The organism is Lacihabitans soyangensis (assembly GCF_024343775.1).
GTDB classification, from domain to species: Bacteria; Bacteroidota; Bacteroidia; order Cytophagales; family Spirosomataceae; genus Leadbetterella; species Leadbetterella soyangensis.
This window is the reverse complement of record NZ_RJUF01000182.1, coordinates 46,555-73,107: the sequence shown is the minus strand read 5'-3', so window position 1 is coordinate 73,107 and position 26,553 is coordinate 46,555. Positions and strand designations below refer to the sequence as shown.

Genomic DNA, 26,553 nt, shown 5'->3' with positions numbered 1-26,553 from the left:
GGTTTATTGGCTACTTTTGATAAAATCGGTGGTGTGGTATTGGCCAACGCTTGCGGACCTTGTATCGGTCAGTGGGCACGTCATGGTGCTGAAAAAGGTGAAAGAAACTCTATCATCACTTCCTTCAACCGTAACTTTGCAAAAAGAGCTGACGGTAACCCAAATACGCACGCATTTGTGGCCTCGCCAGAAATCGTTACCGCATTTGCTATAGCTGGAGATTTGACTTTCAACCCAGCCAAGGATACTTTGACCAACGAAAAAGGTGAACAAGTAAGATTGGATCCACCATTGGGCATCGAATTGCCACCATTGGGCTTTGATGTTTTGGATGCAGGTTATCAAAAACCAGCGAGAAGCGGTAAAAATGTTAAAGTTAAAGTTAGTCCAAAATCTGACAGATTACAGTTATTGGCACCATTTACCAAATGGGAAGGAACAGACCTTAAAGGCCTGAAACTTCTGATTAAAGCGAAAGGAAAATGTACAACTGACCACATCTCTATGGCAGGCCCTTGGTTGAAATTCCGTGGACACTTGGACAATATCTCAAATAACCTTTTGATTGGTGCTGTAAACTTTGCTAACGAAGCTACAAACAAAGTTAAAAACCAATTGACTGGCGAATATGGCGAAGTACCAGCAGTACAAAGAGCATATAAAGCTGCTGGCATTGGTTCAATAGTGGTAGGTGACGAAAACTATGGTGAAGGTTCATCAAGAGAGCACGCAGCTATGGAGCCACGTCATTTGGGCGTAAGAGCTATCCTTGTGAAATCGTTTGCACGTATTCATGAGACTAACCTGAAGAAACAAGGTATGTTGGCTTTGACATTTGCTAATCCTGCAGATTATGACAAAATCAAAGAAGATGACACACTAGACATAGTAGGTTTGACAACCTTCGCTCCAGGAAAATCGTTGAAAGTCGTGGCAAACCACATTGACGGTTCAAAAGACGAAATCGTTGTAAATCATACCTATAACGATGCTCAAATCGGCTGGTTCAAAGCTGGTGCAGCATTAAATATCATTGCAGAACAAGCTGGAAAATAATATTTCTTGGTTTGTTTTTGCGGAGAATCCCTAGCTGAGAGGCTGGGGATTTTTTTTGTGGTAATAACTGCTAGGATCTAATAGTAAATTGCAATACCAAATATTTTAAAATATAAAGCTTTGTGATTTTTGTGACTCCTTTGTGTCTTTTGTGTAAAAGTTATACCACAAAAGACACAAAGAAATTCCACAAAGTTTCTCAAAGAGCGAAACGCTAAGAATAACTTATCTCAACGATAAAGAAATAAAAAGTAATTTTTAATCACTATTTTTGAAAATTCAAATAAAAGCCCCAATTTGGATAAAGCTGAATACAAAAGCTTAAAAATAGAGAAATACATATGAAAATAAAATATGATAAAGAAACAGATATTTTGTATATCAAAATAAGCAATTTACCTGTTGATGAGTCAGATATGGAAAAAGAAGGAGTTATATTAGATTACACTATTGATGGCCAATTGGTTGGAATTGAAGTTTTGGATGCTTCTAAATCTTCTTCCAAACCAAATATTGTTGAGTATGAACTTGCTTAACTCTTAAAACCACATTCTAATCGGCTGGTTCAAAGCTGGTGCTGCATTAAATATCATTGCAGAGCAAGCTGGGAAATAATATTTCTTGGTTTGTTATTGCGGATAGTCCCTAGCTGAGAGGCTGGGGATTTTTTTTGTGCTTAGAATTGAGCATTTAAAATTTAAAACCTAGAGAAACAATATCTCTAAAATAGGTATCACTTAATCTAAAATTAGTATAATTTAATACTGGGCCGTTGTGTTCAAAATCAAAAATTGGTTGTCTTCTTAAACTAATGGGAGTACTAGGATGGTTTGAAATTTTTTTCCCCAGTTCTAACCTTTTATTTTTTAGAAAAGGTGGATTAATCTCAAAGAATAATTTTTCTGACAAGTTGTATCCAATTCGTGTTGAGACACCATATTCAAGTAAAACTCTTGTGCTAGAATTATTGTATGAGTCGCCAAAATAAACAGTGTTTGAAGTTTTTTCGTATCCTAACATATAATTTAAAGAGATGGAAAATCTGACTTTTCTTGCTGGATTTTGTATAAAATTGACATGATTGATACCTATTATTCTGACAAATTTTGAAGAGTGACTATAAATGTCACTAGTAGGAAAGTTCTGATATTTCTTTGATTTTCTTTGGTCAAAAAGACCTCCTTCTAGCTGCAATTCCCAAGAATTCCCTCTTTTATTCAATATTAATAACGAAGGTTTAACTCTGATTTTAGGTTCATTAAGATCCGTGTAGAAATATAAAGAATCCTTTTGACCAATATCAAAATTAAACTTTTGATCATACATGAAATTCAATTTAACAGCGTAATTATACTTTTTTTGACAAAACACCTGATTGTATGAACCTATAATTAATTAGAGGAAGAAGAGTAATACTTTCATTTATGGAACTGAAAACAAATATTAAAAAGTGAAAATTGAATTGCAAAGTTAAATTTCGCTCTTAAAAATTTAGTCTTTTTGGCAATAATTAAAACTATTTTAAAATTTGGAGTAGATTTGTTTGTATTTTTAGTTTTACAAAAAAAAATCTTAAAACTATTTTAAGATTCAAACTATTCCCCCCCAATGCCCTCACTAAAAAACATCCAAATAGAAGTAGATGCCAGTTATTTGTACGGCATATTGGCTCAGCATGAAGAAGACCCGAACGTAGCGAAGGTTTTTAAAGAAATGAGTGAGATTGAACATTCTCATGCGTTGGCGTTCATGGCGAAAAATGGCATGGATACTTCTGCTTTTCCAAAACCTTCAGGTCGGGCGAAATTCTTGAATATGATAGGAAAAGTATTTGGATACGATTATATTCTTGGTGTTTTGTTGGATACCGAAAAGTCGGTTGCCAATTCAATAAAGAAAGCACGAAAACAATACAATTCTACCGAATCGCTTTCGGACACAGCTCATGTGGCTATTTTGAAGAACATTCTGCAAGGCAATAAAGATATCTCTGGCCCAAGTTTGGCAAGATTTGAAAAACAACACCGTTCAGTGGGCGGCAATGCTCTTCGTGCGGCGGTTTTAGGTGGAAACGACGGATTGGTCTCCAATTTTAGCTTGGTAATGGGTATTGCTGGAGCAACCAATGGCCAGAAAGAAGTATTGCTAACTGGCTTAGCAGGTCTGTTGGCTGGAGCCTTGTCAATGGCACTTGGTGAATGGATCTCGGTGAAAAGTTCACAAGAATTGTACGAAAACCAAATGGATTTGGAAATGGATGAACTAGAAACCAACCCTGCTGGTGAAGAACGAGAATTGGCCCTGATTTTTCAAACCAAGGGAGTGTCAGAAGAACAAGCCAAACAAATGGCCAAGGAAACCATGCTCGACAAAGAAAAAGCCCACGGCATATTGATTAAAGAAGAATTGGGCATAAATGGTGAAGACTTACAAGGGTCAGCCATGGAGGCAGCTATATCTTCATTCGTAATGTTTGCGATTGGGGCAATTTTACCAGTTATTCCATTTTTCTTTTTGGGCGGAATCCAGGCTGTGTTGCTTAGTGCAGCTTTTAGTGCAATTGGTTTATTTTTTATTGGCGGGGTAATCACATTATTTACAGGCAAAAGCGTTTGGTATTCAGGCTTTAGACAAGTAATCTTCGGCTTGTTAGCGGCAGCCATCACTTTTGGTATTGGAAAACTGATTGGCGTGTCGATTGCTGGGTAATAGTTCTTTGGCCTTGGTACACGGATGAACACGGATATGACACGGATTTAATTATTTCGGGATTATTGATAAAACCTGAATTACAAATACACAGACCTTGAAATGAGTATTTGATACTAAATTTGCATTAAATTAACTTTCCAAATAATATCCGTGTCTAATCCGTTAAATCCGTGTTCCTTCTAACCATCACAACACATTCAAAATAAAGTCTTTGGAAGTATGAACCGGTATTTCTGAAAAGTAGAAATCCTTTACATTTTCGGTAATAATTATTTGGCAACCAGCTTGTTTGGCAGAATAATAGTGAAGCCCATCTTCATAGTCATTGATTTTGCTGTTGTTATTCACCAAAAACACTTCTTCCTGACCAATGGAGGTGACTTTAATTTGACTTGAAAGGATTTGCATTTTTTCGATGGCTCTTATACTTCCACATTTCTTCTCCGCAAAATAGTAAGCTATAGCTAAGCAAATTGGCGAGGTAAACAACTGATAATGTGCCTGATATTGAGGCAAACTCATCACACGGGCAGAATAAGTAAAAATTGGCATTTCGTGGTTAAGGACAGAAACCAGCACGTTAGTATCAAGAAATACTTTCATTTCAGTGACTCGTAATACTCTTTTTTCATAGACTTTGAGCTTTTAGCCATTGTTTTGTAAGTGACCTCTTCTTCTGCAACCATTCTTACAAAATCAGAAATAGGAATATCTTCCAACGAAGCATAAGCCTTTGGTGCTGAGGTGATTTTCTCGTAGAGAAACTCTGTAAGCCTACTCAAACTTATACCTTGAGATGCGGCAAAATCTTTGGCTTTTTCTATGACATTTTGGTCAAAACTTAATGTGATTTTAGTATCCATTATTATTTTAAATATTACTTTAGAATTTATACGTACAATAATATTATTCTATACGTACATTTCCAAATTTCGGCCTCCTTATTTATAAAACCTCATAACGAATCATTTAAATAATCCATTTGTAAGGTAATTTTATTCATTCCTCACGAATAGGTTGGAAAGTATCAGATACTTTTTGAATATTTGAAGAAAAAAATACTTAAAATGACACCTGTTAAAAGAAATACGTTCTTAAAAAAAGTAAAAGACATCACCATAAGTGGCTCTTTGAGCATGCTTATATTGAGCTCGGGCTTATATGGTTGCTCCTCAAATGAAAGTACAGAAGGCGATTACGAGCAAACGGAGGTTTACACCCAAGGTGTAAGAACCTACATAAAGGAAACTTCGAAAGGGGAATTTAAAATAACAGAAGAAATAGCTGTACCAGCAGATAGCTCCAAAGCTATAGTAACCTATCTGGATGGAAGAGTAGAAACGCTCACCAAGGAGCAATCTAAAAAACTTATCGACGAAGAAATTACTCACAATCAAAATACCATCGGTCACAACAATGGCCTATCAAACGTACTCCTTTATGGTGGTATGGGCTACTTTCTAGGTAGAACGATGAGCCCAAATTACGGCTTTTATCGTCCGGATTTTAGAGGAGACAACAACGGTTCGGGTTTTGTGCCAAACGGAGGCGTAAAAAACAGTGCCGATATGGGCAGGTATTATTCAAATCCCGAGACTTTTGCAAAATCGTCGGAAGTGAATAGGAACATCACCAGATCGAGAACAACTGTAACACGTCCAAGTAGCAGTAGAAGTGGTTTTTTTGGTAGTAGAAGTAGGTCAGGATCTGGTTTTGGAGGATGATAAAGTTAAAAACGCTACAAAATTCGCCTCTTCAAACACTTAAAGAAGAAGGCTGGAAATGGATGTTAGGAGAAGACACGCTGCCATACGTTACCAACGACATGGTGGTGGTAACCGAAAATACCGCCGAGGCTTACTATAAGGCTGGTAATGAGCTTTACGAAATGTTAATAAAGGCTGCTGAGCATGTCATCAAGCACGATTTGTATGAGGATTTGGGCATACCACCTAACCTGGTTCCCTTGATTAAGTACAGTTGGGAAAATGACAAAGGTTGGCATCTTTACGGACGCTTTGATTTGGCAGGTGGCATTTATGGCAAACCGATAAAGCTGATAGAGTTCAATGCCGACACTGCCACTTGTATTCCCGAAACTGCCATCATTCAGTGGGCATCACTAAAAGCCAATGGATTTGATGACTCCCTGCAATTCAATACTTTATACGAGAGTCTGGTTGAAGCTATTGAGTCGTTAAGAGAAGAAAACCAAGAATTTCACCCTTCACTTTTGATCAGCACCATGGCTGGCTTTCCAGAGGATGATACCAACATGGAAATCTTGGCCGAAGCTGCCAAAGAAGCAGGATTTGATGTCGCGTTTGAAAATATAGAGAACGTTGACTTTTCACCTGCAGAAGGAATTTTCAAGCACAGTTTGGCAGACGGAAGTTTCACTAAATATGACTTTTGGTTCAAACTTATTCCCTGGGAGTTTATAGCCTGGGATGAGCCAGAACTTTGTAAAATTATTACTGACATTTGCATGGATAAAAAAGCTGTGGTCTTGAACCCAGCCTACACCATGCTTTTTCAGTCTAAAGGCATCTTGAAAGTTCTTTGGGATTTATTCCCAAACCATCCGCTTCTATTAGAGACCAAGTCGAGTCCTATTTCAGGCAAAAACTGCATAGAAAAGGTAATGTTTGGCCGAGAAGGTGCCAATTTAAGAATTATAAGCAGTACAAACCAAACCGTGACATTTTCAGGAGGAGAATATGCCGAGCAGAAGAAAATCTACCAAGAGTTTATAGATTTTCCGATGGATGACCGAGGATATTATTATCAAGCTGGGGTCTTTTATGTAGGCGAATCCTGTGGATTGGGTTTCAGAAAAGGTGGAAAAATATTAGACAATACTGCTCAGTTTTGTGGACATTTGATTGAGTGAAATTAAGGTCCCAACAAAAACATGTGAATTTAATACATTAAAGCTGAACAAGTTACAGATTTCAAATTGGCCTCAGAATTTTTCTGGGGCTTTTTTTTGAATAAGTTTTTTTACCAAAATTAGAAATAGTAATTCAGAAACTCATTGAATACAACCCAATAAAATATAATTATTTCAATTTTATTTATAATTTTATAGCATTCTTGATTTAATTAATTCACCCTATAATCCGATGACTAATGAAAACACTAAAACTTCTTTCAATCCTATTTCTTTTTGTTCCTCAAACTTTTGCCAAATATCCTGAAGAAGAGAAGAATGCAAAAGGATTAAATGCTGGATTTTGGCCAACTAAATATGGCCGAAAAAAAGATCGAGATGATGGTTTCTTCAAACAATTTGATTTTGTGTGGAAACAAAATGACAATCTTTATATTGTCAAAAAGAAAATAAATCTCAAAAATGGTGACGAAACACAAATTGCGTGGTTAGTAGACAAAAACGGCAAATATTTAACCAAGAAAACATATACAGATATTGGAGATTTTTCGGAAGGTATGGCAGAGGTAACCTTTGGCCCTCATGACTTTTGCCATAGCTGTTACTATACAGGAAGATATGAATTTGTTGTACACCTTAGCAACACTCATGGCTTTATCAATGAAAAAGGAGAAGAAATAATTTCGCCACGGTATAAAATTGTAAAAGGCAGTTTTACAAATGGCGTTTGTTTGGTTGGAGTTTGGGATGACCAACTTTATTTCGTGGATAAAACTGGTAAACAGCAATTTAATAAAGTTTTCAAAAAAGGTGAACAATTTAAAGGTGGAATAGCAGGTGTGACTTTTAGAAATGGAGTAAAAAATTTCATTGATAAAAATGGTGCGGCGTTAATTCCAAAGAAATTTCTGTACATCCAACCCTACAACGAAGAATACCGCGGTATGATTAGGGCTTATAAAACCTTAGACAAAAAAGTAGGATTTTGGACTGCGAATTGCGAAAGCTTAATTGCTCCTCAATACGATTCTTTCAACTATTCTATGCTTGCCGGTAACATCATGGTGGAGAAAAATGGCAAATTTGGCTTTGTTGATATGTTTACTGGGAAAGAAACGATTCCAAATTTATACAGCCAATTTCGGTCCGATAAAAACAGAAATTATGTGCTTTTAAAAAATAATTTAGAATGGTACAGAGTTGACACTTTAAATAAGGCCCAAAAAATTGGAAAAGGTAATGATATTTTAAGTTTGGGCTTTGGTCTTTACAAACTTAAGAGGACTGAAAAGTGGGGTGTGGTTGATAGTCTTGGTATAGTAAAATCTAATTTTTCTTTTGATGAAATCACTAAATTGCATACTGAAGAGTACTTTCTTGCTATAAAAGATAATAATTACGGATTAATAAATACAAATGGTCAAGTAATTACTGAGCCAAAATACGACAAAGTAGGCTTTCTTAAAAATGGCAACATTTATGGTCAGAAGGAACTATATCAATTCACTTTGAATACGAAGGGCAAGATTTTAGCCAAAGAATTTAAGCCTGAAATAGTCAAAAATGTCTTTTTCGGACTTCTAGTATCTTTGATGATTGGCCTAACAATTTTTGTTGTGAAAATTAAATAAATATGTTATGAACAAATTTATAATATTTTATCTCCACCTATTCTTTACTTTGCTTTTGGCGTTTCAAGTTCACGGCCAATCTTCCGCATTTAAAATAACGGGGAAAATTGTGGATGAGAAAAACACCCCTCTGGAATTTGTAAATGTGTACATCAATTCCACCTCAATATTTACTCAGACAGACTCACTTGGACGATTCACACTTTCCTTACCAGGTTCAAAAATCGACTTTGAACTTGTGGTTTCTATGGTTGGATTTAACACCCAAAAACAAAAATTCACCAAATATAATATTCCAAAATTTCTGAGCATCAAACTCATTGGTAATCAGTTAGGAGAGGTTGTCATAAAAGCTAAGCAAGATAAATATTGGTGGAAAAAGTGGCAGATATTCAGAAATGGCCTGTTGGGCGAAAATCAGTTCAGCAGAGAGTGCACTATAGAAAACAAGGATAATGTTCAACTTAAAATGGACCCTACAAACAAATTGGTCTTAGCTAATTCACGCGAAACGTTTATTGTTAGAAATAAAGCACTCGGATATAAAATTCACGTGGACCTTTATGAATTCAGTTCTGATGGAGTCAAAACAAATTACTCGGCGTCCAAATATTTTGAAGACGACCTTTCTAATGATGAAAAAGAAAGAGCCATGCAACTTAAAAGACGACTCAAGGCTTTTCATTCAACATCAAACTGGTTTTTGCAATCGTTAGCCAACGGAAATATGCTTGGAGAAAAATTCGAAGTCTTTAAGATTAAAAGTATGGTAGATATCTATTTGGGAAAAACAACCGTAGAAAAAGAGGTATTAGAAGGTAGATTAATTAAAACGACCGATTCTACCATTTATCAATATGATTCACTTAGTAAAAGACATCTAATTTATTCTGACTTGCCTCTTTTGGTATTCAACAAAAACGTTCTGAATTATTTCCGAAATCCTTTCACGGATTACACCTATGCTTTTTCTAAAATTGACCTTCCAAACCATTTTGCTGTTTTTAACAACAATGGTTTTATTTCAATACCTAATGGCATAACTTTTCATTTCCATTGGGGTAACGAAGGACTATCCTCCGCACTTCCGGAAAACTACGAAGTTCCAAGTGAAACGCCAGTAGAAGCCGTAGTACCTTTGATTGAATTGGTTTTTGAAAACAGGAAAAGTGATTCGACGGCGATAAATAGGCAATATACAGAAAACCAAAACATCGGCTTCGTAAATAATACAACATCAAAAGATGCTAATGATGATTATTTCATTAAACCAGATGTGTTATTTCGGCCAACTGAACTCGAAAAAAATGCTGATATTTATACGCTACTAAGACGTGTACCTGGATTACGAGTTGGTTATAACCCAGAAACAGGACAGTATTCAATTTCCATAGCTGGCATGAGTACCAATGGGGATAATACTCCTTCATTACTATTAAACCAAAAACTTTATTTTGGAAAGGCTGATGTGCTAAATGCCTTAGAATTCATCGAAACTAACAATATAACTGAAATCGGACTTGTGAAGTACGGCAGCAATTCTATGCTCGGGTCTCGTGGAGGCAATGGAACAATTATCATAAAGTTAAAAAATTAAAGTTCTAACTTTCCTTTTCCAAAAACTCTTTGATTCGTCTTGCTTTGTCTTTCCCCAAAAGTGTTATGAGTTCCTCATCTGGGGCATTTTTAATGTTAGGTATGGACTTGAAATGACTCAAAACCTTTGTGGCTGTAGTCTTACCTATACCAGGTGCAGACTCCAAACTACTAATCAAGAAGTTTTTACTACGACGATTCCTGTGGTGTGTTATACCAAAACGGTGAGCTTCGTCTCTACATCTTTGAATTAGTTTCAAAGATTCTGATTTTTTATCAATGTAAATGGGTAGCGTATCCTCTGGAAAATATATTTCTTCAAGACGTTTTGCGATGCCAATTATAGGAATCTGACCATACAATCCCAACGATTTAAGAGCATCACAAGCGGCAGAAAGTTGTCCTTTGCCTCCATCAATGATTATTAAATCGGGCAAGTCGGCCTTTTCTTCCATCAGTCTGGCGTATCTTCTGCCTACTACTTCATTCATAGTGGCAAAATCATCCGGGCCGACAACCGTCTTGGGTATATAGTGTCTGTAATCTCTCGTAGAAGGTTGTCCATTCATAAAACACACCATGGCCGACACTGGATTAGTGCCTTGAATGTTAGAGTTGTCAAAACACTCAATATGTCTTGGAAGCGTTTTTAATTGTAAATCTTGCTTTAGCTTTATTAGGACTCTATCTCTCTTGTTGGTAGTCCCACTGGCTGCGGCGGCATCTCTCTCGGCCTTATCATGCCTGAAATACATAATATTCCGGAGCGACATTTCTATCAGTTTCTTCTTATCCCCTATTTGAGGAATAATAATATTGGCCTTGAAATCAATATCCGGATTGATGTTACTAATTATTTCCTTGGCCTCACTTTCGTATTTGTGTCTTAAATCAAAAATCACAATACCCAAAATCTCCTCGTCGGTTTCGTCCAGACGCTTTTTGACTTCTAAAGTTTGGGTTCTGATGATTGTTCCATTCACAACTTTAAGATAATTTACATAACCTGCCGACTCGTCAGATTGAATGGTAAAGACGTCGGCATCTTGAATAGTGGGAGTAACAACCGTAGCCTTTGATTGGTAATTTTCTAAAAACTCCAACTTCAGCTTATATTGATGAGCTTCTTCAAAAGCCATTTTGGCCGCAGATTCACCCATTTTCTCTTGAAAATATTTCTTGGCTGGTGATAGATTCCCTTTCAGTATCTGATGAATTTGGTCTATTTCTTTCAAATAATCAGCCTCTGACTGCAGATTCTCGCAAGGACCTTTACAGTTGCCAATGTGATATTCTAGGCAAATTTTATATTTTTTTGCCCAAACGTTTTCTTCACTAAGGTTGTACTTGCAGGTACGGATTGTAAACAAACTGGTGAACATATCAAGCAAAGCATACATGGCCTTGGCATTTACATAAGGACCATAAAGCTTGCCTCTACCCCTATCCTCAATCCTTCTGGTGGTTATAACACGTGGAAAACGCTCATTCGTTACGCAGACATAAGGATAAGTTTTATCGTCCCGCAAAAGGATATTGTACTTAGGCTGATGCTCTTTTATAAGTGTATTTTCAAGCAAAAGGGCATCCCATTCGGTAGGAACAACAGTATATTCTAGTCTATGTATATTCTGAATCAGCCTTCTTGTTTTCCTGTCTACCCTGTCAAAGTTATAGAAGTAGCTGCTAACTCTATTTTTTAAACTTTTAGCCTTGCCAACGTATATGATTGTACCTAGTTCATCAAAATACTTGTAGATACCAGGTTCACTAGGAAGTCGGGAAATAATATCTTTGTAATCAAAATTTATATCGGCCATTGTAGCATTTTGTAAAAATCACTCCATCTAAAGTCAAAGAGAGACATCAAACTTAGAAAACTAACATCAAAAACAAAAAAATGGTTTGAGGGTGAACAACCCACAAACCATTTTGAAAACCATCTGATTATTTTTTTGAAAAAGAAACTAAAAACAACACCAAGGCCGTAAATCCGAGGCCAAGAGATTCTCTGCCGAGCTCAATGTTGATGGTTTTCATTCCCATGGTATTGAGCATTACTCCCTCCCACTCAGGTGGAAACTGGTTGATAGCCCAAAACAAATAAGGAATCGCTACTAAAAACAAGGTACTTCTGGCAAGTTTCCCTCTTGATTTTTGAAATAAAAGATAAATGGGGAACAAATAGGTTGGAATCCACAACCAAGGATCTGGATCGTTGTATTGCACGGCTGTAAAATACACAAAGACCAGCATCAGAATATAATATACGTATTTCATATGGTTTTGTTAAAAGGTCGAAGTAATTACATTTCAATCAACAATGCAACAAAAAGAAACTGATTGTGGTCAGGTTTAAAAAAATATCTAAATAATTAGGCCTGCATTTGTCAAACCGAAGAAAGTTCGTACTTTTGTGACGGCAAATTACCAGCTCCTGCTGAATCCCCCAGGACCGGAAGGTAGCAAGGGTAGGTGGTTGTAGCGGTGAATTTGCCATTTTTTTTTCTTCGTTTTTTCAATCAAAATTTATATCATGAAGTTTTTTATTGACACAGCAAGCCTTTCAGAAATCAAAGAGGCTCAGGATTTAGGTATTTTGGACGGAGTAACCACCAACCCTTCGCTTATGGCAAAAGAAGGTATTGGCGGAGAAGAAAACGTTAGAAAACACTACAAAGCTATCTGCGAAATTGTAGACGGCGACGTAAGTGCTGAAGTTATATCTACAGACTACGAAGGGATGATTCGTGAAGGCGAAGAGTTGGTAAAAATTGATGATCAGATAGTTGTAAAAATACCGATGATTAAAGACGGTATAAAAGCAATCAAATATTTTTCAGAAAGAGGTATTAGAACCAACTGCACGCTAGTATTTTCGGCTGGTCAGGCTCTATTGGCTGCAAAGGCTGGTGCCACCTATGTGTCTCCATTTGTCGGTAGATTAGACGATATCAGCACTGATGGACTTAGTTTAATAGAAGAAATAAGAACTATTTACGATAACTACGGATACGAAACTCAAATATTGGCTGCCTCAGTAAGACATCCTATGCATATTTTGGGCTGTGCCAAAATTGGTGCAGATGTTATGACTGGTCCACTATCGGCCATTCTTGCACTTTTAAATCACCCTTTGACAGATAGCGGCCTAGCAAAATTCCTATCGGATCACGCCAAGGTTAACAAATAATATTTAATTTAGGCGGAAAGTTTTTTTCCGCCTTTTTTTATTTACAATGAGCGAAGCTGTAATTTCACTTTCAAATGCATTTATTTATCAGAAAGAAAACCTTATACTTTCTGACGTAAACTTCTCTATCAACAAAGGAGAGTTTGTTTATCTGATTGGCAAAACTGGTAGTGGTAAAAGCTCACTTCTTAAAACACTTTATGCCGACCTGTGGCTCGAAAAAGGACACGGAAAAGTGGCTGGTTTTGAATTAGAAAACATCAAATACAAGGAAATTCCATTCTTACGCAGAAAAATCGGTATCATTTTTCAGGATTTTCAGCTATTGCCCGACCGTAATGTTTTACAGAATCTAAGGTTTTTTATGGAGGCTATGGGCTGGGATGACAAAATGAAGATTGATGATAGAATCATGGAAGTATTGGAACTGGTTGGATTACCTGATGTGCTAAAAAAACATCCGCACCAATTGTCAGGTGGTGAGCAACAAAGAATTGCGATAGCAAGAGCACTTCTAAATCACCCAGAGATATTATTAGCAGATGAACCTACTGGTAACTTGGACCCAGAAAAATCTATAGAAATTTTGAAATTGTTTTTTAAAATCAATGAAGTGTCCGACACCGCTGTATTGATGGCTACTCATGAATTAGGTTTGATAGAAAGATTTCCAAGAAGAACACTCTACTGCGACGGCGGAATAATCAATGACCTTACAGGTAACTCGTAATACCTATTTTGAGATAAAAATCCTGTGGCCTAACTGATTTTTTAGGATCAATAACATCGAAGTTTGAAAGGAAACCCACTCTTTCTCTATCGATGATTTTAAGAGAGTTGGCTTGCGAATAACCTAATCCAAACTCCAAATAAGAAAAAGGTCTCTTTTCACCAGAAATTTTATAAGACGCACCAGCTTCCAGATTATAACTTAGTGTCGTGGAGGTAAATCCATATACCTTATAAATTTCATCTTCGCCCACATTTTCCATCATTCTAGAGAAATAAAATTTTGGCCCTAAGCCTCCATCTAAATAAGGAATAACCTTTTTAATGGCCAAATTGGGCAAATATCTAAACCTCAAATTAGCCCATGCTTGGCGGTGATTCATGAAAAAATCTCCAGAAGTGGCGGGCTGGAAGAATTTATTTTGTCGATTCCCAACAAAACCTACCTCGCCGCCTATGAGCAACGTACTCAGCTCACCTACTTTTATTCTTGGATTAGTCAAATACGAAATCGAAAGACCGCTACTGTTAAGTTTCGAAAAATCGGAAGAAATAGCGTCCTTGAACCGCCCAACTGGACTTTTTACCAAAAAAGATAAATTATAAAAACCTTTATAAATAACATCTTTGGCTTCTTCTTGAGCAAAGACTTTAGACGACAATAGCAGCAAAATTAGAATTCTCTTCATATCTACTTGGCTTTCAAAACCGCAAACGGAATAATAACCTCTTCCAAAGAAACTCCACCATGTTGGAAAGTATCCTTGTAATGACTCACATAGTGATTGTAATTGTTCGGATAAGCAAAGAAATAGTCACACGTTGTAAAAAAATACGAGGTGGACAGATTCGGGCTTGGCAATTTATAAGTCTCTGGTTTTCTGACTTCTATGACAAAATCACGTTTGTCATCCAAGTTAAGATTACGCCCTTGTTTGTATCTTAAATTAGTATTGACATTTCGGTCGCCCACTATTCTCTTCGCATTCTTAACCTTCACCATACCATGGTCGGTGGTTATTACGAGTCTACCATTTTTAGAGGCTATTAACTTCAAGAAATCTAACATAGGCGAGTGTTGAATCCAAGACTTTGTAATAGACCTATATGCGGCTTCGTCAGGAGCAAGCTCTTTTATAACTGCCATGTCTGTTCGGGCATGAGAAAGCATATCGATAAAGTTGTAAACCACCACAACTAAATCGTCTTTCATAAGATTATTAAAATTATCAACCAAAGATTTCGCTTGCCCATTGTTCAGGATTTTGTGATAAGAAAACTTGTGCTGCAAGTTGTTCTTTTTCAATTGTCTTCTCAAAAACTCGTCCTCGTTCTTATTCAATCCGTCCTCATTATCACCTTCGTCGTTTACCCAAATATCGGCATGCTGTTTTGACATTTCGAGGGGTGTAAGACCAGAAAAAATTGAATTTCGAGCATAGGAAGTTGCCGTAGGCAATATGGAAAAATAAGTCTCATCTGATTCAATCGTAAAAAATTCTCCTATGATATCCTCCATAATTTTCCACTGGTCCAGTCGGAAGTTATCAATCAAAATAAAGAATAAGGGAGAACCGCTATTAACCAACGGAAACACTTTGGTTTTCAGAAGATTGTGCGACATTACCGGTTTTTTAACGTTCGGATCTGTCATCCAGCTGGCATAATTATCCTCGATAAAATCCGAAAATCTTGCATTTGCCTCCGCCTTTTGCATTTGATAAACCTCTTCCATGGATTTATCAGAAGATCGGTCAATTTCTAACTCCCAAAAAACCAACTTCTTGTATATTTCAGACCATTCATTGAAGTCCAACTCGTCGTTGTATTGCATACTTAACTGTCTGAAGTCTTGCATATAACTTGAGTTTGTCTTTTCCGACACCAATCTTTTGTTGTCCAAAAGTTTCTTAATCGAAAGCAAGATTTGATTCGGATTAATGGGTTTTATCAAATAATCGGCAATTTTAGAGCCTATGGCCTCTTCCATTATCCTTTCCTCTTCAGACTTGGTAATCATTACTACCGGAATAGACGGCTTTATCTTTTTGATCTGCACCAATGTGTCGAGGCCAGTCATACCAGCCATCATTTCATCAAGAAAAATAATATCGTAGTTGTTTTTTTCGACCAAATCCAAGGCGTCGGCACCACTAGGCACTGGTGTTACATCGTATCCTTTATTTTCTAGAAAAACTATATATGGTTTGAGAAGTTCTATTTCGTCGTCAGCCCAAAGAATGGTGAATCGCTGCATAAATTGGTTTATTTTAATGATATATAGTTTATACGCTATTTTTTATCTAAAAATTGCTTTAAACGTTCAAAATCTTGTTCGGTATCTATCCCAAAACCTTCACTTGTGGCTTCTACCATATTAATTTTAAAGCCATTAGACAGCCACCGGAGCTGCTCAAGTTTCTCTTGCGATTCCAATTTTGCCATCGGATACTTTCCTAATTTTTCTAGTATATCCACACGATAGGCATAGATTCCGAGGTGTTTGTAAAAAACGTTATGCTCAAGCCATTGGTCTATCTTTTGGTCACGAATATGCGGAATGGGAGACCTGCTAAAGTACAAGGCCTGTTTTTTCTCTCCAATGACCACTTTTACAACATTGGGGCTGAGCAAATCCTCCATTTTACCAATTGGAAAACACGCCGAAGCAATTTCTATCTTATCGTCAAGAATACTGCATAAACCATCTATCGTATTAGGATCAATCAATGGCTCATCTCCTTGAATATTAACTACATAGTCATACGAACTATTGCCCCCAAAGAGCTTCAATGCCTCGGCACATCGGTCCGTTCCGCTTTCGTGCTTGGTACTGGTCATTACCACCTCGCCATGAAAACCCTCTACGTGCTCAAAGATAGCCTCATGGTCGGTGGCAACTACTATTTTACTCAAACTTTGGGTTTTTTCGCATTGCTCATAAACCATTTGTAATATGGATTTACCATGAATAGTTTTAAGCAATTTAGCGGGAAAACGCGATGAAGAATAGCGTGCAGGTATAATTCCAAGAATTTTCAAAGACATAGATATTTAGAAACACAAAACTAAAATAAATTAATGTATTTGTTTATCAATAAAAAAAATTATGCACTTAATTCATTAAAACGTACTTTTGTAGTTCAATTTCCCTTAATCCATGATAAAAACCATTTTCTTTTTCCTAGTAACAAGTGTAACGGTAATTGCGTTTGGTCAGAATCCTCAGAAAGACACTCTTAACACGGAGATAATAAATAACATTGTTTACATTCTTCACAAAGTTGAGCCAGGTCAAACTTTATATAGTTTGGTAAACAAATACAATTGTAGCGTTGCTGAAGTTTCAAACATAAATCCGACGCTCAAGTCTGATGTAGCCATAAAAGTGGGACAGACGCTGAAATTTCCAATGATAAGAAATGGAAAGCATGTAAGTGCCTGGGCTTATCAAGCGGGTCTCAAAAAAAGTACTCTTGCAAAGCCAACCAAAAACTCAGAAAATCAGACCAAAACAGCACAAGCAACTAGTCAACCAAGTGGCAAATTTCATATTATTAAAGCAGGAGAAACCATTTTTTCGATATCAAAACTATATGAACTAGATATCTCATACTTAGTAGAAGCCAATAATATAAGCGACAACAAAATAAAAGTTGGGGATAAGCTATTAATAGACAAGGTAGAAATTGAAAAAATTAGCACTGCACTTGAAAAGAAAATGGCTCAAACCTTGGTTGTTGAGCCTGTTGGTATTAAAATGTCAGAAACCGGCGTAGCGGAAGTTATAAACACTTCGAACAGGACTACAAAATATTTAGCTTTACACCGTACAGCCAAAGTGGGCTCCAACATAAAAGTTACCAACGAAGCCACTGGTGTAACCATCACAGCCAAAGTTGTGGCCAATTTGAGTCAAAAAGGACCTGACGAAAACATCATGTTGAAACTCTCACCTTATGCTTTTTACAAACTTAGACCTAGAGATTCTAAAATGAGAGCTACTGTAGAGTATTATCTCCCTGCTACCAGAAAAACAATGGCCATAAAGTAAAAAATGGTTAGAATGATATCGACTGAGGTTTCTGACCTCTTGAATAGTAAATACCTAAAATTCAACAATTTAAACTTTATTGAGTTAGACCCCATTTGTATTCCTCACCGTTTTACCAACAAACAAGACATAGAAATATCAGGGTTCTTTGCGGCTGTTTTAGCATGGGGACAGCGTAAAACCATCATAAACAAGTGTACAGAATTAATGCAAAAAATGGATAATACTCCTTTTGAGTTTATTCAAAATGCAGGCGACAAAGATTTAAAAAAACTCGAAAACTTCGTCCATCGCACTTTCAACTTCGTTGACCTGATGTATTTCATTGAGTTTTTCAAAGCACATTACAAGCAATATGAATCATTCGAGGATGCTTTTTTGATTGGTAATAATTCTGAAAACAACCTCAAGGAAAATCTAAGTAACTTTCGGAAATATTTTTTTTCATTGGAAGATTCGCCTCATAGAACTAGGAAACATATTTCAAGCCCCGATTCCAACAGTGCTTGTAAACGAATAAACATGTATTTGAGATGGATGGTAAGAAAAGACAATAATGGAGTGGATTTTGGGATTTGGAATAGATTGAAACCCGCTCAGTTGGTCATTCCTTGTGACGTACACGTTGAAAACATTGCCAGAAGATTAAATTTAACTAACCGACCAAAGGCCGACTGGAAAATGGCGGAGGAAATTACCGAATACCTCTCACATTTAGACCCCGAAGACCCATCAAAATATGATTTTGCCTTATTTGGAATGGGAATTGAAAAATATTTTGGCACCTAAAAAAGTTATTTTTCTGTAAAAACTTAACTCTTAATAAACCAAAGGAGACTATATTTGTATCGTGGATAAAATAAAGCTAGAAATATTAGACCTTTCGCCAAGCCAATTGCAGGCTGGTTCGTTTACTTTGATTCTTACAGAGGCGAATGGAGATCGTCGTTTACCTATAATCATAGGCATGTTTGAGGCACAGGCTATAGCCATCGAAATGGAGAAAATAACTCCTACCCGGCCCTTAACGCACGATTTATTTAAGTCATTCTCGAAATCCTTTGATTTTTCGGTCGAAGAAATTCACATTTCGGACATTTCAGAAGGAGTTTTTTATTCCAAAATAATTTGTACGGATGGTATACGCCAGAAAAATATCGATGCCCGTCCATCCGATGCCATCGCTATAGCTCTACGCTTCAATGCCTCTATTTACACCACAGAAAATGTCTTGAATGAAGCTGGAATTAGTGCCGATGACCTTGGTGGCCAAGAAAAACCAAAAACTGCCCCCAAAAACATAAAGGTGAAGTCAAGCTCTGACCTAATGTCAATGACTGCCGATGACTTACTCAAAATGCTCGATGAGGCCATCAGAAACGAAGAATACGAAAAGGCCGCCAAAATAAGAGACGAAATAGATAAGCGTAATTGAGGGCAACCAGCGGTTTTACGGCTTATAAATTTAACCCAAATGCTAAAAATTTTAAAGAATTTCTTACCAATACCTGCTAAAAACGCCAACCCGTTCATTAGGACTTTGTCTTATTTTGACGTACTGGGTTTGTTCCAAAAAGACCCATTTGGCAACTGGATGGTGTTGAAAAGAATAGTAATCTTTATAGCTGGGTGGCCAACCTATTGGAGAATAGCCGTAGCCAATAAGTTGAAAATAGAAGGATTAGAAAACCTCAAAGATTTACCAAATACGAACGTTTTCTTTATCTCCAATCACCAAACCTACTTTGCCGACGTTATTTCTTTTTATCATATCTTTTGTAATCTCAAATGGGGCTTTGGAAAGAAATTAATGCCTCTTTATCTTTTTTCACCAAGAGCCTCTATTTACTATGTAGCAGCTAAGGAAACCATGAAAGCTGGCTTAATTCCCAAACTTTTTAGTTTGGCCGGAGCCATATTGGTAGAAAGAAGTTGGCGTGCAGAGGGAGTAAATGTTAAACGCGAAGTGGACTCTTCTGCTGGAGATAATGTTTCAAAAGGCTTGGGCTCGGGTTGGGTGATAAGCTTTCCGCAAGGAACAACTAGCCCTTATGCTCCTGTGAGAAAAGGTACTGCCCACATTATTTTGGCCAACAGACCCATCGTAGTGCCTGTTGTCATAAACGGATTTAGAAGGGCTTTCAACAAAACAGGACTAAAATACAAAAGAAGAAATACACTTTTGACGGTAAAGTTCAAAAAGCCCATCTATTTTGACGAAAACCATAGCTTAGACTACATCACCAAAACGGTGGAAGAAATCATAGAGCAAAATATGCCAGAAATGATATCAGAGTGGAACGCATTAAAAGAATTAGCAAAAAAGGGCGAATAATTAATTAAAAAACCTTAAAATCAATCTGCTTTAAATCTCAAACCTAAATAATTATTTATCTTTGTACTTAAGCTTTTCGCAATCAAAATGAGTTTTAACAAAAAATTAGGCAGTTACCCAGGTATACTTATAACCATAAGTCTAACTGTTGCATTGTTTTTAATTGGATTTTGCGGCTGGATTGCTATTTCTTCAAAAGAACTGATAAAATACGTAAAGCAAAATATTGAAATTCAGGTTTATTTAGAAAGGGATTTGGGAAAAGACGAATTAGCCGCCATTTCTAAAAAAATAGAAAGTTTTGGTTTTGCAGAGGTAAAAAATGGAAAGCCTCAGATTACTCTAACCTCAAAAGAACAAGCAGCGGAAATATTCTACAAGGACACCAAAGAAGATTTTAAAGATGTATTGGGAGATAATCCTTTCCGTGATGCCTTTAGCGTTCGTTTAAAAGAGGAAAACATAACGGAGGACAAGCTTGTGCTTATAAAGACCGAAATCGAAAAGATACAAGGTGTATTTGAGGTAGAATATGCCAAGGATTTCTTAAAGGGAATTATCAGTAACGTTAACAAAGTTTACAAAGTTTTAGCTCTTATTGTCGTTATTTTCTTTGTAGCAACTTTACTTTTGATAAACAATACCATCAAATTGGCACTGTATTCGCAAAGATTTATCATCAGAACAATGCAATTGGTAGGTGCAACTGATTTCTTTATTCAGAAACCTTTTTTGATTAAAGGATTTGTACAAGGACTAATTGCTAGTATCATCAGTATCATCTTGATATTTTTGACAAAATATGTTTCGACCAGTCAAATAGATGGTTTAAACCTTATTCAGAACAATACGAATATTGTTCTTTTGTTTGTAATTTTACTCATATTAGGACCTACGATAGGAGTTTTAAGTACCTTTCAGTCTATTGTAAGATATCATAAAATGGATTTAGATAAATTATATTGAAATAATGAAAAACACTAAAGAAACTAAAGAAACCGCTGTAAATACAGCCTCTGACTTACCTTTCAAAAAAGGAAATTACACCATAATGTTGATTGGAATAGCCCTGATAGTGATTGGTTTCATCATTATGACGTTAGACAAGGAAGAATTCGGTTTTGGATTTTTCGGCATAACCCTTGGACCTATCGTGGCCTTTGTAGGTTTTATGATAGAATTTTACGCCCTTCTTAAAAAATAATTCATGAACGTAATTCAAGCCATATTACTGGCTATCATTGAAGGTATTACCGAATATCTTCCAATAAGCTCTACTGGTCACATGATTATTGGAGCTTCTTTTTTGGGGATAGCGGAGCACCCTTTTACTAAAATATTTGAGGTTAACATCCAGTTTGGAGCTATTCTAGCCGTGATTTTCCTCTATTGGAAACGCTTCTTTCAAAATCTTGATTTCTACTACAAACTATTCGTGGCCTTTATACCGGCCGCCATTATTGGCTTTTTACTCAATGATTTCATAGACTCCATTCTCGAAAATGTATGGGTGGTGGCGATAAGCCTATTGATTGGTGGCATTATTCTTATTTTTATTGATAAGTATTTTGAAGATAAAACACACAAAGACGGACCAAGTTTTAAAGACAGTTTCGTTATAGGTTTGTTCCAATGCATAGCCATGATACCAGGAGTTTCACGCTCAGCGTCAACCATAATTGGTGGTATGTTTATGGGTTTAACTAGAAAAGCTGCTGCAGAAATGTCATTTTTCTTGGCAGTACCAACCATGTTTGCTGCTGCGGGATATAAATTACTAAAGGGTTATAAAAATGGAGACTTAACATTTGATAATGAACAACTTATGTTATTAGGCATTGGTAATTTAGTGGCATTTTTGGTATCAATTGTAGCCATTAAGTTCTTCATTGGTTATCTACAAAAACATGGTTTCAAGATTTTCGGCTACTATCGGATTGTGCTTGGAATAATACTTTTGGCTTTGCTTTTTGCGGGTGTTGATTTAAAAATAGTTTGATGAATACCCAATACAACGACTCCGTTCTGCTACTCGATAAACCGCTCACCTGGACTTCGTTTGATGTGGTCAATAAAGTCAGATATGCTGGCAAATTTAAAAAAGTAGGTCATGCAGGTACTCTTGACCCTTTGGCCACTGGTTTACTCATACTCTGTACAGGTAAAAAAACCAAAGAAATAGATCAATATCAAGCCCAAGAAAAAGAATATACGGGGAAGTTTATACTAGGAAAAACTACCCCATCTGTAGATTTGGAAACTGAAGTAGATTCTATTTTTCCAATTAACCATATTACAGAGGAAACACTGGAGAAGGCAAGGAAACAATTCGTTGGCCATGTCTCACAAATCCCTCCCCTATTTTCAGCCATTAAAGTAAAAGGCAAAAGAGCCTACGAAGCTGCCAGAGAAGGAAAAACTTTGGAACTCAAAGCTAGAGAAATAGAAATCAGGGAATTTGAAATAGACACCACAAATTTCCCTGAAATATGGTTCAGAGTAGTTTGTTCTAAAGGTACCTATATTAGAAGTTTGGCACGTGATTTCGGTGTGGCGGTTGGTTCTGGTTCTTATTTAAGTGAACTTAGAAGGACTAAAATTGGAGATTTTTCGGTAGACAATGCCGAATCGGTAGAAAATATGGTGCAAAAAATCAAAGATTCTAATGAAGATTTACAATAAACTCTCTGATTTTGAACCTAGAGGCAATGCCGTAGTGACCACCGGCACTTTCGATGGTATACATGTGGGCCACCAAAAAATAATTCAGCGATTAATAGAGAAAGCAAAAGAAATAAACGGCGAATCTGTTTTATTGACTTTTTGGCCCCACCCCAGGTTGATTATTTCACCGAATGATGACAATCTTAAACTTTTAACTACAATAGACGAAAAAACAGAAATTCTTGAGAAATTAGGAATTGACCACTTTGTTGTTTTACCTTTTACCAGAGAGTTTTCAGAGCTTAGTTCTGAAAAATATATAGAAGAAATATTACTTCATGGCCTAGGTACAAAAGCTATGGTGATAGGGTATGACCATAGATTCGGCAAAAACCGTGAAGGTGGAATTGATTATCTCAGACAACATTCTGAGCGATTTAAAATTGAAATAGAGGAAATTTCAAGACAAGAACTAGAAAACATCACAATCAGTTCTACCAAAATAAGGAATGCCATATTGACGGGTGATGTAAAAACAGCCAATGAGCTACTTGGGCGAGATTATCAATTTTCGGGCCCAGTAGTTAAAGGAAGACAACTTGGTAGAACCATTGGTTTTCCAACTGCAAACATCCAAGTTCAAAAAAAATATAAGCTAATACCCAAAAACGGTGTCTATGCCACTTATGTGTTTCTAAGGAATAAGAGATATCAGGGAATTATGAACATCGGCAATAGACCCACTGTAGAAGGCCTTGGAAGAACACAAGAGGTACATATTTTTGATTTTTCGGATGACATTTATGGCGAAACCATAAAAGTAGAAATATTGGAATTTATAAGAGAAGAGACTAAATTTGAGAATATTGGAGAATTGATAAAACAAATAGAAATAGATTGTCAATTAGCAAAATCAATATTTTCAAAAAATGCATAAAAGAAACAAGTACATATTTTGGTCAGTTTCCTCAATACTTATTGCATTATTATGGCTTTTTCAATATAAAATTTCTGTAAACATCCCTTGGTGGGACGATTTTCACGGCATTATCCTTCCCGTTTTTCATCTCTTTTCTAATATTCCTGTATCAGAAAAACTCAGGTTGTTCTTCTCTTTAAATAATGAACACAGAGTAGTTAACGACCGACTTTTTTTACTACTAACTTATTTAATATCAGGCAAATTTGAGCTAAAAACATTGGCCATGTTGGGCTTCCTTAACCTAATAGGCATCTTTATTCTAATTTTCAGAATAGCAAAACCACTAGTAGGAAACTTGCTTCTATTGCTACCTATCCCTTTCTTGATTTTTCATGCCCAATACTATGAAAGTCTTCAGTCTTTGATGGTTCCGTTTCAGAATTTCTCGGTAATCTTATATGTTTTTCTGACATTCTATTTTTTGATTTACAAAAAGATAAACAGTCTATTACCAGCATTTATATTTGCCCTTCTTGCCATATTTTCTCATGGAAATGGCATCTTGGCATTCTTGATAGGTATAATAATTCTTGCAGCCAATAAAAGAACAAAGGACTTAATAATTTGGAGCTTATTGTCAATTGTTACAATTTTGATGTATTTCTGGGGTTATGAAAAACCAGAATGGAGCTCAGGTGTTTCTCCCATTTCACAGCCCGTGGCGGCGATAAGATACGTTTTTGAGTTTTTTGGTGCTTATTCACTAAACATTACAGACCTTTCCACAACGGCAAAAAACCAATATTCGCATCTTGTTTCACAAGTGTTTGGACTATTTTTGGTACTTATTTTCTTGGTTCTTTTTCTTCGAAAGTATCCCATATTCGGTAAAAACAGAAAAGAAGTCTTCGAAAAGCTGCGTCATTCAAAAAAAGATCAATTTATTATTTGCGTTTTTGGCTTTGTATTCGCCCCAGGCCTGATGATTGGTATTTCAAGAACAGGATTTGCGATGTTAAGCAGGTACACCATAAATTCTTCTTTTATGGTTATTTCTGTTTATCTTTTCTTGATTTCAAACATTGTACATAAAAAAGTCATCGCCACATTGGCGAGTATATTTACTTTTTCTTTGTTAATTTTTAGCTATTTCAATAATTATGAAGTCGCTATATTCAATAAAAAGAATGCCATTTCAGATGGAATAAATTATCAAAAAGTAGGAACTTGGTCCAACCAATACATTGATTCAGTGCACAGTGTCAAGTTAAACCCACTTCTCGAGGAACCTTACAAAGCCAAGAAATATGTTTTTCCGACATCTGTTTTAGACAACTTTAATAATTTGGCAACAGAAAGTTCTCGTGAAAACTTAAGCTATGGAATTAATGATGGCATTTTAGAGATTTCAGGTGAATTAACAGAAAACTTTCACCCTGTAAATGATGAAGACGGGATCTATTTTTCTTTAGAAAATGACGAAAAGCAATTCATTTTCCCAGCGGTTCACCAGAAAAACAACCCTCTAAAAAGTATTTTATCGCTGAGATATTTTTCGGGATTCTACAGAACTATTTACCCTGTAAAACTTATACCGAAAGGCAAGTACCGTATCTATAAGATTGTGGTGAAGGCCGGAGAAGTTAAGAAATATGACTTGGGCAAAACTTATGGCCCAAGTCCGATTATCATCTAAGCATTTCTGACATAACTACCTAATATCTTGATACTTTCGTGATGTTTCTCCAACACTTTCTGGAAGTTATCATCTTTAAAATAACCCAAAAGCTCTATGAAAAACCAAAAATTAAAGTCCTCATCTCCTTTATAGGGGCGACTTTCTATTTTTGTCAAGTTGATATTAAAATCTTTAAAATCTTGTAAAAAACTTGCCAAAACACCAGCTTCGTCTGTATGCGGTAGTCGAGCTATTAAGGTGGTTTTGTCATTTCCTGATGGCAGGTTCTCAAATTTCTTAGAAAGGATAAAGAACCTCGTGCGGTTGTTGCTGTTATCTTCAATGTTGTGAAACAACACTGGTATTCTAAACAACTTTGCTGCAATTTCGCTACATATAGCTGCGGCTTCTGGATCTTCAGCCGCTAATTTTGCTGCTTTTGAAGTAGACTCTACCTGTATTTCTTCTGGCTGATGTTGCTCAAAATATTTGTTCAAAAAGCCTCTACACTGCCTAAATGCTATATCTTTTGAGTAGATTCTTTTGATTTTGGCTGGATTTTCAGCCTCCGTTGCCAGACAAAAATGAACAGGAATCTTGAGTTCAGCCGCAATGTTAACGTTGGTTTCGTTAAGCAAATCAACTGTCTCGTAAACTATGCCTTCCTGATTATTTTCGATAGGTACAACTCCAAACCTTACTCTTTCTGTCTCCACAGCCTCAAAAACAGACTTAATAGTTGGCAAAGTCATGTACTCAGAAAGTGCTCCAAAGCGACTCTCAGCAGCTTGGTGGGTAAAACTACCCTCCGGCCCAAGATAGGCTATGCGTTCGGGAAGTTCAATGTTGCGGGCTGTGGCAAAAATCTCGAGAAAAATGGCCTCTATGGCGTCTCTTGAAAGCAAACCGTCGGACTGGTTGTTTAGTCTTTCAATTATTTGTTTTTCCCGCTCTGGTCGATAAATAATCTCCTTCGATTTATTCTTAATTTCTCCTACTTTTTGTACCCAAAGCATTCTTTTGTTTAAAAGTTGCAAAAGGTCATCGTCAATTTTATCAATTTCTTTCCTTACTTCGTCTAAAGTCACTA

General features: G+C 36.4%; 28 protein-coding genes. 19 read left to right on the top strand and 9 right to left on the bottom strand.

All coding sequences use genetic code 11. The annotated features are described in order from the left end of the window. Positions 1–1,056: aconitase family protein (locus EGI31_RS20720; protein ID WP_255039074.1), on the top strand; the 1,056-nt coding region annotated here is incomplete at its 5' end. Positions 1,057–1,397: 341 nt separating this feature from the next. Continuing rightward, the gene (locus tag EGI31_RS20715; protein WP_255039073.1) at positions 1,398–1,592 is read left to right on the top strand and encodes a DUF2283 domain-containing protein; all 195 of its coding nucleotides are present in this window, start codon (positions 1,398–1,400) and stop codon (positions 1,590–1,592) included. 154 nt (positions 1,593–1,746) lie between these two features. Here EGI31_RS20715 and EGI31_RS20710 read toward each other — a convergent pair whose 3' ends face one another. Then, positions 1,747–2,382, bottom strand: a complete 636-nt coding sequence (locus tag EGI31_RS20710; protein WP_255037928.1) for a hypothetical protein — start codon at positions 2,380–2,382, stop codon at positions 1,747–1,749. A gap of 282 nt (positions 2,383–2,664) precedes the next feature. Here EGI31_RS20710 and EGI31_RS20705 point away from each other — a divergent pair, with 282 nt between their 5' ends. Beyond that, positions 2,665–3,765, top strand: coding sequence for a VIT1/CCC1 transporter family protein (locus tag EGI31_RS20705; protein ID WP_255039072.1), 1,101 nt, complete (start codon positions 2,665–2,667; stop codon positions 3,763–3,765). A gap of 189 nt (positions 3,766–3,954) precedes the next feature. On the opposite strand, the gene EGI31_RS20700 is transcribed toward EGI31_RS20705, so the two are convergent. Together EGI31_RS20700 and EGI31_RS20695 are read right to left on the bottom strand one after the other, a co-directional pair. Next, positions 3,955–4,371, bottom strand: coding sequence for a type II toxin-antitoxin system VapC family toxin (locus EGI31_RS20700; protein WP_255039071.1), 417 nt, complete (start codon positions 4,369–4,371; stop codon positions 3,955–3,957). After that, positions 4,368–4,631, bottom strand: coding sequence for a DUF6364 family protein (locus EGI31_RS20695; RefSeq protein WP_255039070.1), 264 nt, complete (start codon positions 4,629–4,631; stop codon positions 4,368–4,370). Before EGI31_RS20695 ends, EGI31_RS20700 begins: the two co-directional genes overlap by 4 nt. Positions 4,632–4,835: 204 nt before the next feature. Between EGI31_RS20695 and EGI31_RS20690 the strand changes: the two genes are divergently transcribed. The 4 genes from EGI31_RS20690 to EGI31_RS20675 all read left to right on the top strand — a co-directional run bounded on the left by EGI31_RS20690 (position 4,836) and on the right by EGI31_RS20675 (position 9,889). After that, the gene (locus tag EGI31_RS20690; RefSeq protein ID WP_255039069.1) at positions 4,836–5,492 is read left to right on the top strand and encodes a Cj0371 family chemotaxis-regulating polar lipoprotein; all 657 of its coding nucleotides are present in this window, start codon (positions 4,836–4,838) and stop codon (positions 5,490–5,492) included. Then, entirely contained in the window at positions 5,489–6,661 is a 1,173-nt protein-coding gene (locus EGI31_RS20685; RefSeq protein WP_255039068.1) for a glutathionylspermidine synthase family protein, read from the top strand. The genes EGI31_RS20690 and EGI31_RS20685 overlap by 4 nt, the downstream gene beginning before the upstream one ends. 239 nt (positions 6,662–6,900) lie before the next feature. Continuing rightward, positions 6,901–8,292 (top strand): WG repeat-containing protein, encoded by a 1,392-nt coding sequence (locus EGI31_RS20680; protein ID WP_255039067.1) that lies wholly within the window; start codon positions 6,901–6,903, stop codon positions 8,290–8,292. A gap of 7 nt (positions 8,293–8,299) precedes the next feature. Next, a complete protein-coding gene (locus EGI31_RS20675) occupies positions 8,300–9,889 on the top strand; it encodes a TonB-dependent receptor (protein ID WP_255039066.1) in 1,590 nt (529 codons plus the stop codon). A 4-nt stretch (positions 9,890–9,893) separates the two neighbouring features. Here EGI31_RS20675 and uvrC read toward each other — a convergent pair whose 3' ends face one another. Together uvrC and EGI31_RS20665 are read right to left on the bottom strand one after the other, a co-directional pair. Next, on the bottom strand, positions 9,894–11,708 hold the full coding sequence (gene uvrC / locus EGI31_RS20670; RefSeq protein ID WP_255039065.1) for an excinuclease ABC subunit UvrC: 1,815 nt from the start codon (positions 11,706–11,708) through the stop codon (positions 9,894–9,896). A gap of 127 nt (positions 11,709–11,835) precedes the next feature. Further along, positions 11,836–12,168 carry a transmembrane 220 family protein gene (locus EGI31_RS20665; RefSeq protein ID WP_255039064.1) on the bottom strand — a complete coding sequence of 111 codons (333 nt, stop codon included), beginning with the start codon at positions 12,166–12,168 and terminating at the stop codon, positions 11,836–11,838. 256 nt (positions 12,169–12,424) lie between these two features. On the opposite strand from EGI31_RS20665, the gene fsa reads away from it, so the two are divergent. Together fsa and EGI31_RS20655 are read left to right on the top strand one after the other, a co-directional pair. Further along, positions 12,425–13,081 carry a fructose-6-phosphate aldolase gene (gene fsa / locus EGI31_RS20660; protein ID WP_255039063.1) on the top strand — a complete coding sequence of 219 codons (657 nt, stop codon included), beginning with the start codon at positions 12,425–12,427 and terminating at the stop codon, positions 13,079–13,081. A 46-nt stretch (positions 13,082–13,127) separates the two neighbouring features. Next, positions 13,128–13,811: a cell division ATP-binding protein FtsE gene (locus EGI31_RS20655; protein ID WP_255039062.1), complete on the top strand. Its 684-nt coding sequence runs from the start codon at positions 13,128–13,130 to the stop codon at positions 13,809–13,811. On the opposite strand, the gene EGI31_RS20650 is transcribed toward EGI31_RS20655, so the two are convergent. From EGI31_RS20650 to kdsB, 3 genes are read right to left on the bottom strand one after another with little or no spacing between them, the layout of a single operon-like run. Then, positions 13,795–14,499 (bottom strand): SRPBCC family protein, encoded by a 705-nt coding sequence (locus tag EGI31_RS20650; protein WP_255039061.1) that lies wholly within the window; start codon positions 14,497–14,499, stop codon positions 13,795–13,797. The genes EGI31_RS20655 and EGI31_RS20650 overlap by 17 nt on opposite strands. A gap of 2 nt (positions 14,500–14,501) precedes the next feature. After that, positions 14,502–16,067, bottom strand: coding sequence for a T9SS response regulator signal transducer PorX (gene porX / locus EGI31_RS20645; protein ID WP_255039060.1), 1,566 nt, complete (start codon positions 16,065–16,067; stop codon positions 14,502–14,504). Positions 16,068–16,102: 35 nt separating this feature from the next. Beyond that, on the bottom strand, positions 16,103–16,858 hold the full coding sequence (gene kdsB / locus EGI31_RS20640) for a 3-deoxy-manno-octulosonate cytidylyltransferase (RefSeq protein WP_310586236.1): 756 nt from the start codon (positions 16,856–16,858) through the stop codon (positions 16,103–16,105). Positions 16,859–16,970: 112 nt separating this feature from the next. Here kdsB and EGI31_RS20635 point away from each other — a divergent pair, with 112 nt between their 5' ends. The 10 genes from EGI31_RS20635 (at position 16,971) to EGI31_RS20590 (ending at position 25,481) form a co-directional block, all read left to right on the top strand. Further along, positions 16,971–17,864 (top strand): LysM peptidoglycan-binding domain-containing protein, encoded by an 894-nt coding sequence (locus EGI31_RS20635; protein WP_255039059.1) that lies wholly within the window; start codon positions 16,971–16,973, stop codon positions 17,862–17,864. A 12-nt stretch (positions 17,865–17,876) separates the two neighbouring features. Continuing rightward, positions 17,877–18,653 carry a TIGR02757 family protein gene (locus tag EGI31_RS20630; RefSeq protein WP_255039058.1) on the top strand — a complete coding sequence of 259 codons (777 nt, stop codon included), beginning with the start codon at positions 17,877–17,879 and terminating at the stop codon, positions 18,651–18,653. 61 nt (positions 18,654–18,714) lie between these two features. Next, the gene (locus tag EGI31_RS20625; RefSeq protein ID WP_255039057.1) at positions 18,715–19,299 is read left to right on the top strand and encodes a bifunctional nuclease family protein; all 585 of its coding nucleotides are present in this window, start codon (positions 18,715–18,717) and stop codon (positions 19,297–19,299) included. A 39-nt stretch (positions 19,300–19,338) separates the two neighbouring features. Beyond that, positions 19,339–20,199, top strand: a complete 861-nt coding sequence (locus tag EGI31_RS20620; RefSeq protein WP_255039056.1) for a lysophospholipid acyltransferase family protein — start codon at positions 19,339–19,341, stop codon at positions 20,197–20,199. A gap of 87 nt (positions 20,200–20,286) precedes the next feature. Further along, entirely contained in the window at positions 20,287–21,165 is an 879-nt protein-coding gene (locus EGI31_RS20615; protein WP_255039055.1) for a cell division protein FtsX, read from the top strand. Positions 21,166–21,169: 4 nt separating this feature from the next. Beyond that, entirely contained in the window at positions 21,170–21,403 is a 234-nt protein-coding gene (locus EGI31_RS20610) for a DUF3098 domain-containing protein (protein WP_255039054.1), read from the top strand. A 3-nt stretch (positions 21,404–21,406) separates the two neighbouring features. Further along, positions 21,407–22,198 (top strand): undecaprenyl-diphosphate phosphatase, encoded by a 792-nt coding sequence (locus EGI31_RS20605; RefSeq protein WP_255039053.1) that lies wholly within the window; start codon positions 21,407–21,409, stop codon positions 22,196–22,198. Further along, positions 22,198–22,881 carry a tRNA pseudouridine(55) synthase TruB gene (truB, locus tag EGI31_RS20600; RefSeq protein WP_255039052.1) on the top strand — a complete coding sequence of 228 codons (684 nt, stop codon included), beginning with the start codon at positions 22,198–22,200 and terminating at the stop codon, positions 22,879–22,881. The genes EGI31_RS20605 and truB overlap by 1 nt, the downstream gene beginning before the upstream one ends. Further along, entirely contained in the window at positions 22,865–23,800 is a 936-nt protein-coding gene (locus EGI31_RS20595) for a bifunctional riboflavin kinase/FAD synthetase (protein ID WP_255039051.1), read from the top strand. The genes truB and EGI31_RS20595 overlap by 17 nt, the downstream gene beginning before the upstream one ends. Then, on the top strand, positions 23,793–25,481 hold the full coding sequence (locus EGI31_RS20590) for a hypothetical protein (RefSeq protein WP_255039050.1): 1,689 nt from the start codon (positions 23,793–23,795) through the stop codon (positions 25,479–25,481). Before EGI31_RS20595 ends, EGI31_RS20590 begins: the two co-directional genes overlap by 8 nt. Here the strand turns inward: EGI31_RS20590 and pheA are convergent. Next, positions 25,478–26,551, bottom strand: coding sequence for a prephenate dehydratase (gene pheA, locus EGI31_RS20585; RefSeq protein ID WP_255039049.1), 1,074 nt, complete (start codon positions 26,549–26,551; stop codon positions 25,478–25,480). The genes EGI31_RS20590 and pheA overlap by 4 nt on opposite strands. Between the last annotated feature and the right edge of the window lie 2 nt (positions 26,552–26,553).

Excerpts from the sequence above, each read along its gene's own strand:
- EGI31_RS20650 (WP_255039061.1), bottom strand. The coding sequence starts at position 14,499 with ATGAAGAGAATTCTAATTTTGCTGCTATTGTCGTCTAAAGTCTTTGCT.
- EGI31_RS20590 (WP_255039050.1), top strand. The coding sequence starts at position 23,793 with ATGCATAAAAGAAACAAGTACATATTTTGGTCAGTTTCCTCAATACTT.
- EGI31_RS20615 (WP_255039055.1), top strand. The coding sequence starts at position 20,287 with ATGAGTTTTAACAAAAAATTAGGCAGTTACCCAGGTATACTTATAACC.
- EGI31_RS20695 (WP_255039070.1), bottom strand. The coding sequence starts at position 4,631 with ATGGATACTAAAATCACATTAAGTTTTGACCAAAATGTCATAGAAAAA.
- EGI31_RS20630 (WP_255039058.1), top strand. The coding sequence starts at position 17,877 with ATGATATCGACTGAGGTTTCTGACCTCTTGAATAGTAAATACCTAAAA.
- EGI31_RS20675 (WP_255039066.1), top strand. The coding sequence starts at position 8,300 with ATGAACAAATTTATAATATTTTATCTCCACCTATTCTTTACTTTGCTT.
- truB (WP_255039052.1), top strand. The coding sequence starts at position 22,198 with ATGAATACCCAATACAACGACTCCGTTCTGCTACTCGATAAACCGCTC.
- EGI31_RS20635 (WP_255039059.1), top strand. The coding sequence starts at position 16,971 with ATGATAAAAACCATTTTCTTTTTCCTAGTAACAAGTGTAACGGTAATT.
- EGI31_RS20665 (WP_255039064.1), bottom strand. The coding sequence starts at position 12,168 with ATGAAATACGTATATTATATTCTGATGCTGGTCTTTGTGTATTTTACA.
- fsa (WP_255039063.1), top strand. The coding sequence starts at position 12,425 with ATGAAGTTTTTTATTGACACAGCAAGCCTTTCAGAAATCAAAGAGGCT.
- kdsB (WP_310586236.1), bottom strand. The coding sequence starts at position 16,858 with ATGTCTTTGAAAATTCTTGGAATTATACCTGCACGCTATTCTTCATCG.
- uvrC (WP_255039065.1), bottom strand. The coding sequence starts at position 11,708 with ATGGCCGATATAAATTTTGATTACAAAGATATTATTTCCCGACTTCCT.
- EGI31_RS20595 (WP_255039051.1), top strand. The coding sequence starts at position 22,865 with ATGAAGATTTACAATAAACTCTCTGATTTTGAACCTAGAGGCAATGCC.
- porX (WP_255039060.1), bottom strand. The coding sequence starts at position 16,067 with ATGCAGCGATTCACCATTCTTTGGGCTGACGACGAAATAGAACTTCTC.
- EGI31_RS20705 (WP_255039072.1), top strand. The coding sequence starts at position 2,665 with ATGCCCTCACTAAAAAACATCCAAATAGAAGTAGATGCCAGTTATTTG.
- EGI31_RS20685 (WP_255039068.1), top strand. The coding sequence starts at position 5,489 with ATGATAAAGTTAAAAACGCTACAAAATTCGCCTCTTCAAACACTTAAA.
- EGI31_RS20620 (WP_255039056.1), top strand. The coding sequence starts at position 19,339 with ATGCTAAAAATTTTAAAGAATTTCTTACCAATACCTGCTAAAAACGCC.
- EGI31_RS20710 (WP_255037928.1), bottom strand. The coding sequence starts at position 2,382 with ATGTATGATCAAAAGTTTAATTTTGATATTGGTCAAAAGGATTCTTTA.
- EGI31_RS20690 (WP_255039069.1), top strand. The coding sequence starts at position 4,836 with ATGACACCTGTTAAAAGAAATACGTTCTTAAAAAAAGTAAAAGACATC.
- EGI31_RS20700 (WP_255039071.1), bottom strand. The coding sequence starts at position 4,371 with ATGAAAGTATTTCTTGATACTAACGTGCTGGTTTCTGTCCTTAACCAC.
- EGI31_RS20655 (WP_255039062.1), top strand. The coding sequence starts at position 13,128 with ATGAGCGAAGCTGTAATTTCACTTTCAAATGCATTTATTTATCAGAAA.
- EGI31_RS20605 (WP_255039053.1), top strand. The coding sequence starts at position 21,407 with ATGAACGTAATTCAAGCCATATTACTGGCTATCATTGAAGGTATTACC.
- EGI31_RS20715 (WP_255039073.1), top strand. The coding sequence starts at position 1,398 with ATGAAAATAAAATATGATAAAGAAACAGATATTTTGTATATCAAAATA.
- EGI31_RS20610 (WP_255039054.1), top strand. The coding sequence starts at position 21,170 with ATGAAAAACACTAAAGAAACTAAAGAAACCGCTGTAAATACAGCCTCT.
- EGI31_RS20680 (WP_255039067.1), top strand. The coding sequence starts at position 6,901 with ATGAAAACACTAAAACTTCTTTCAATCCTATTTCTTTTTGTTCCTCAA.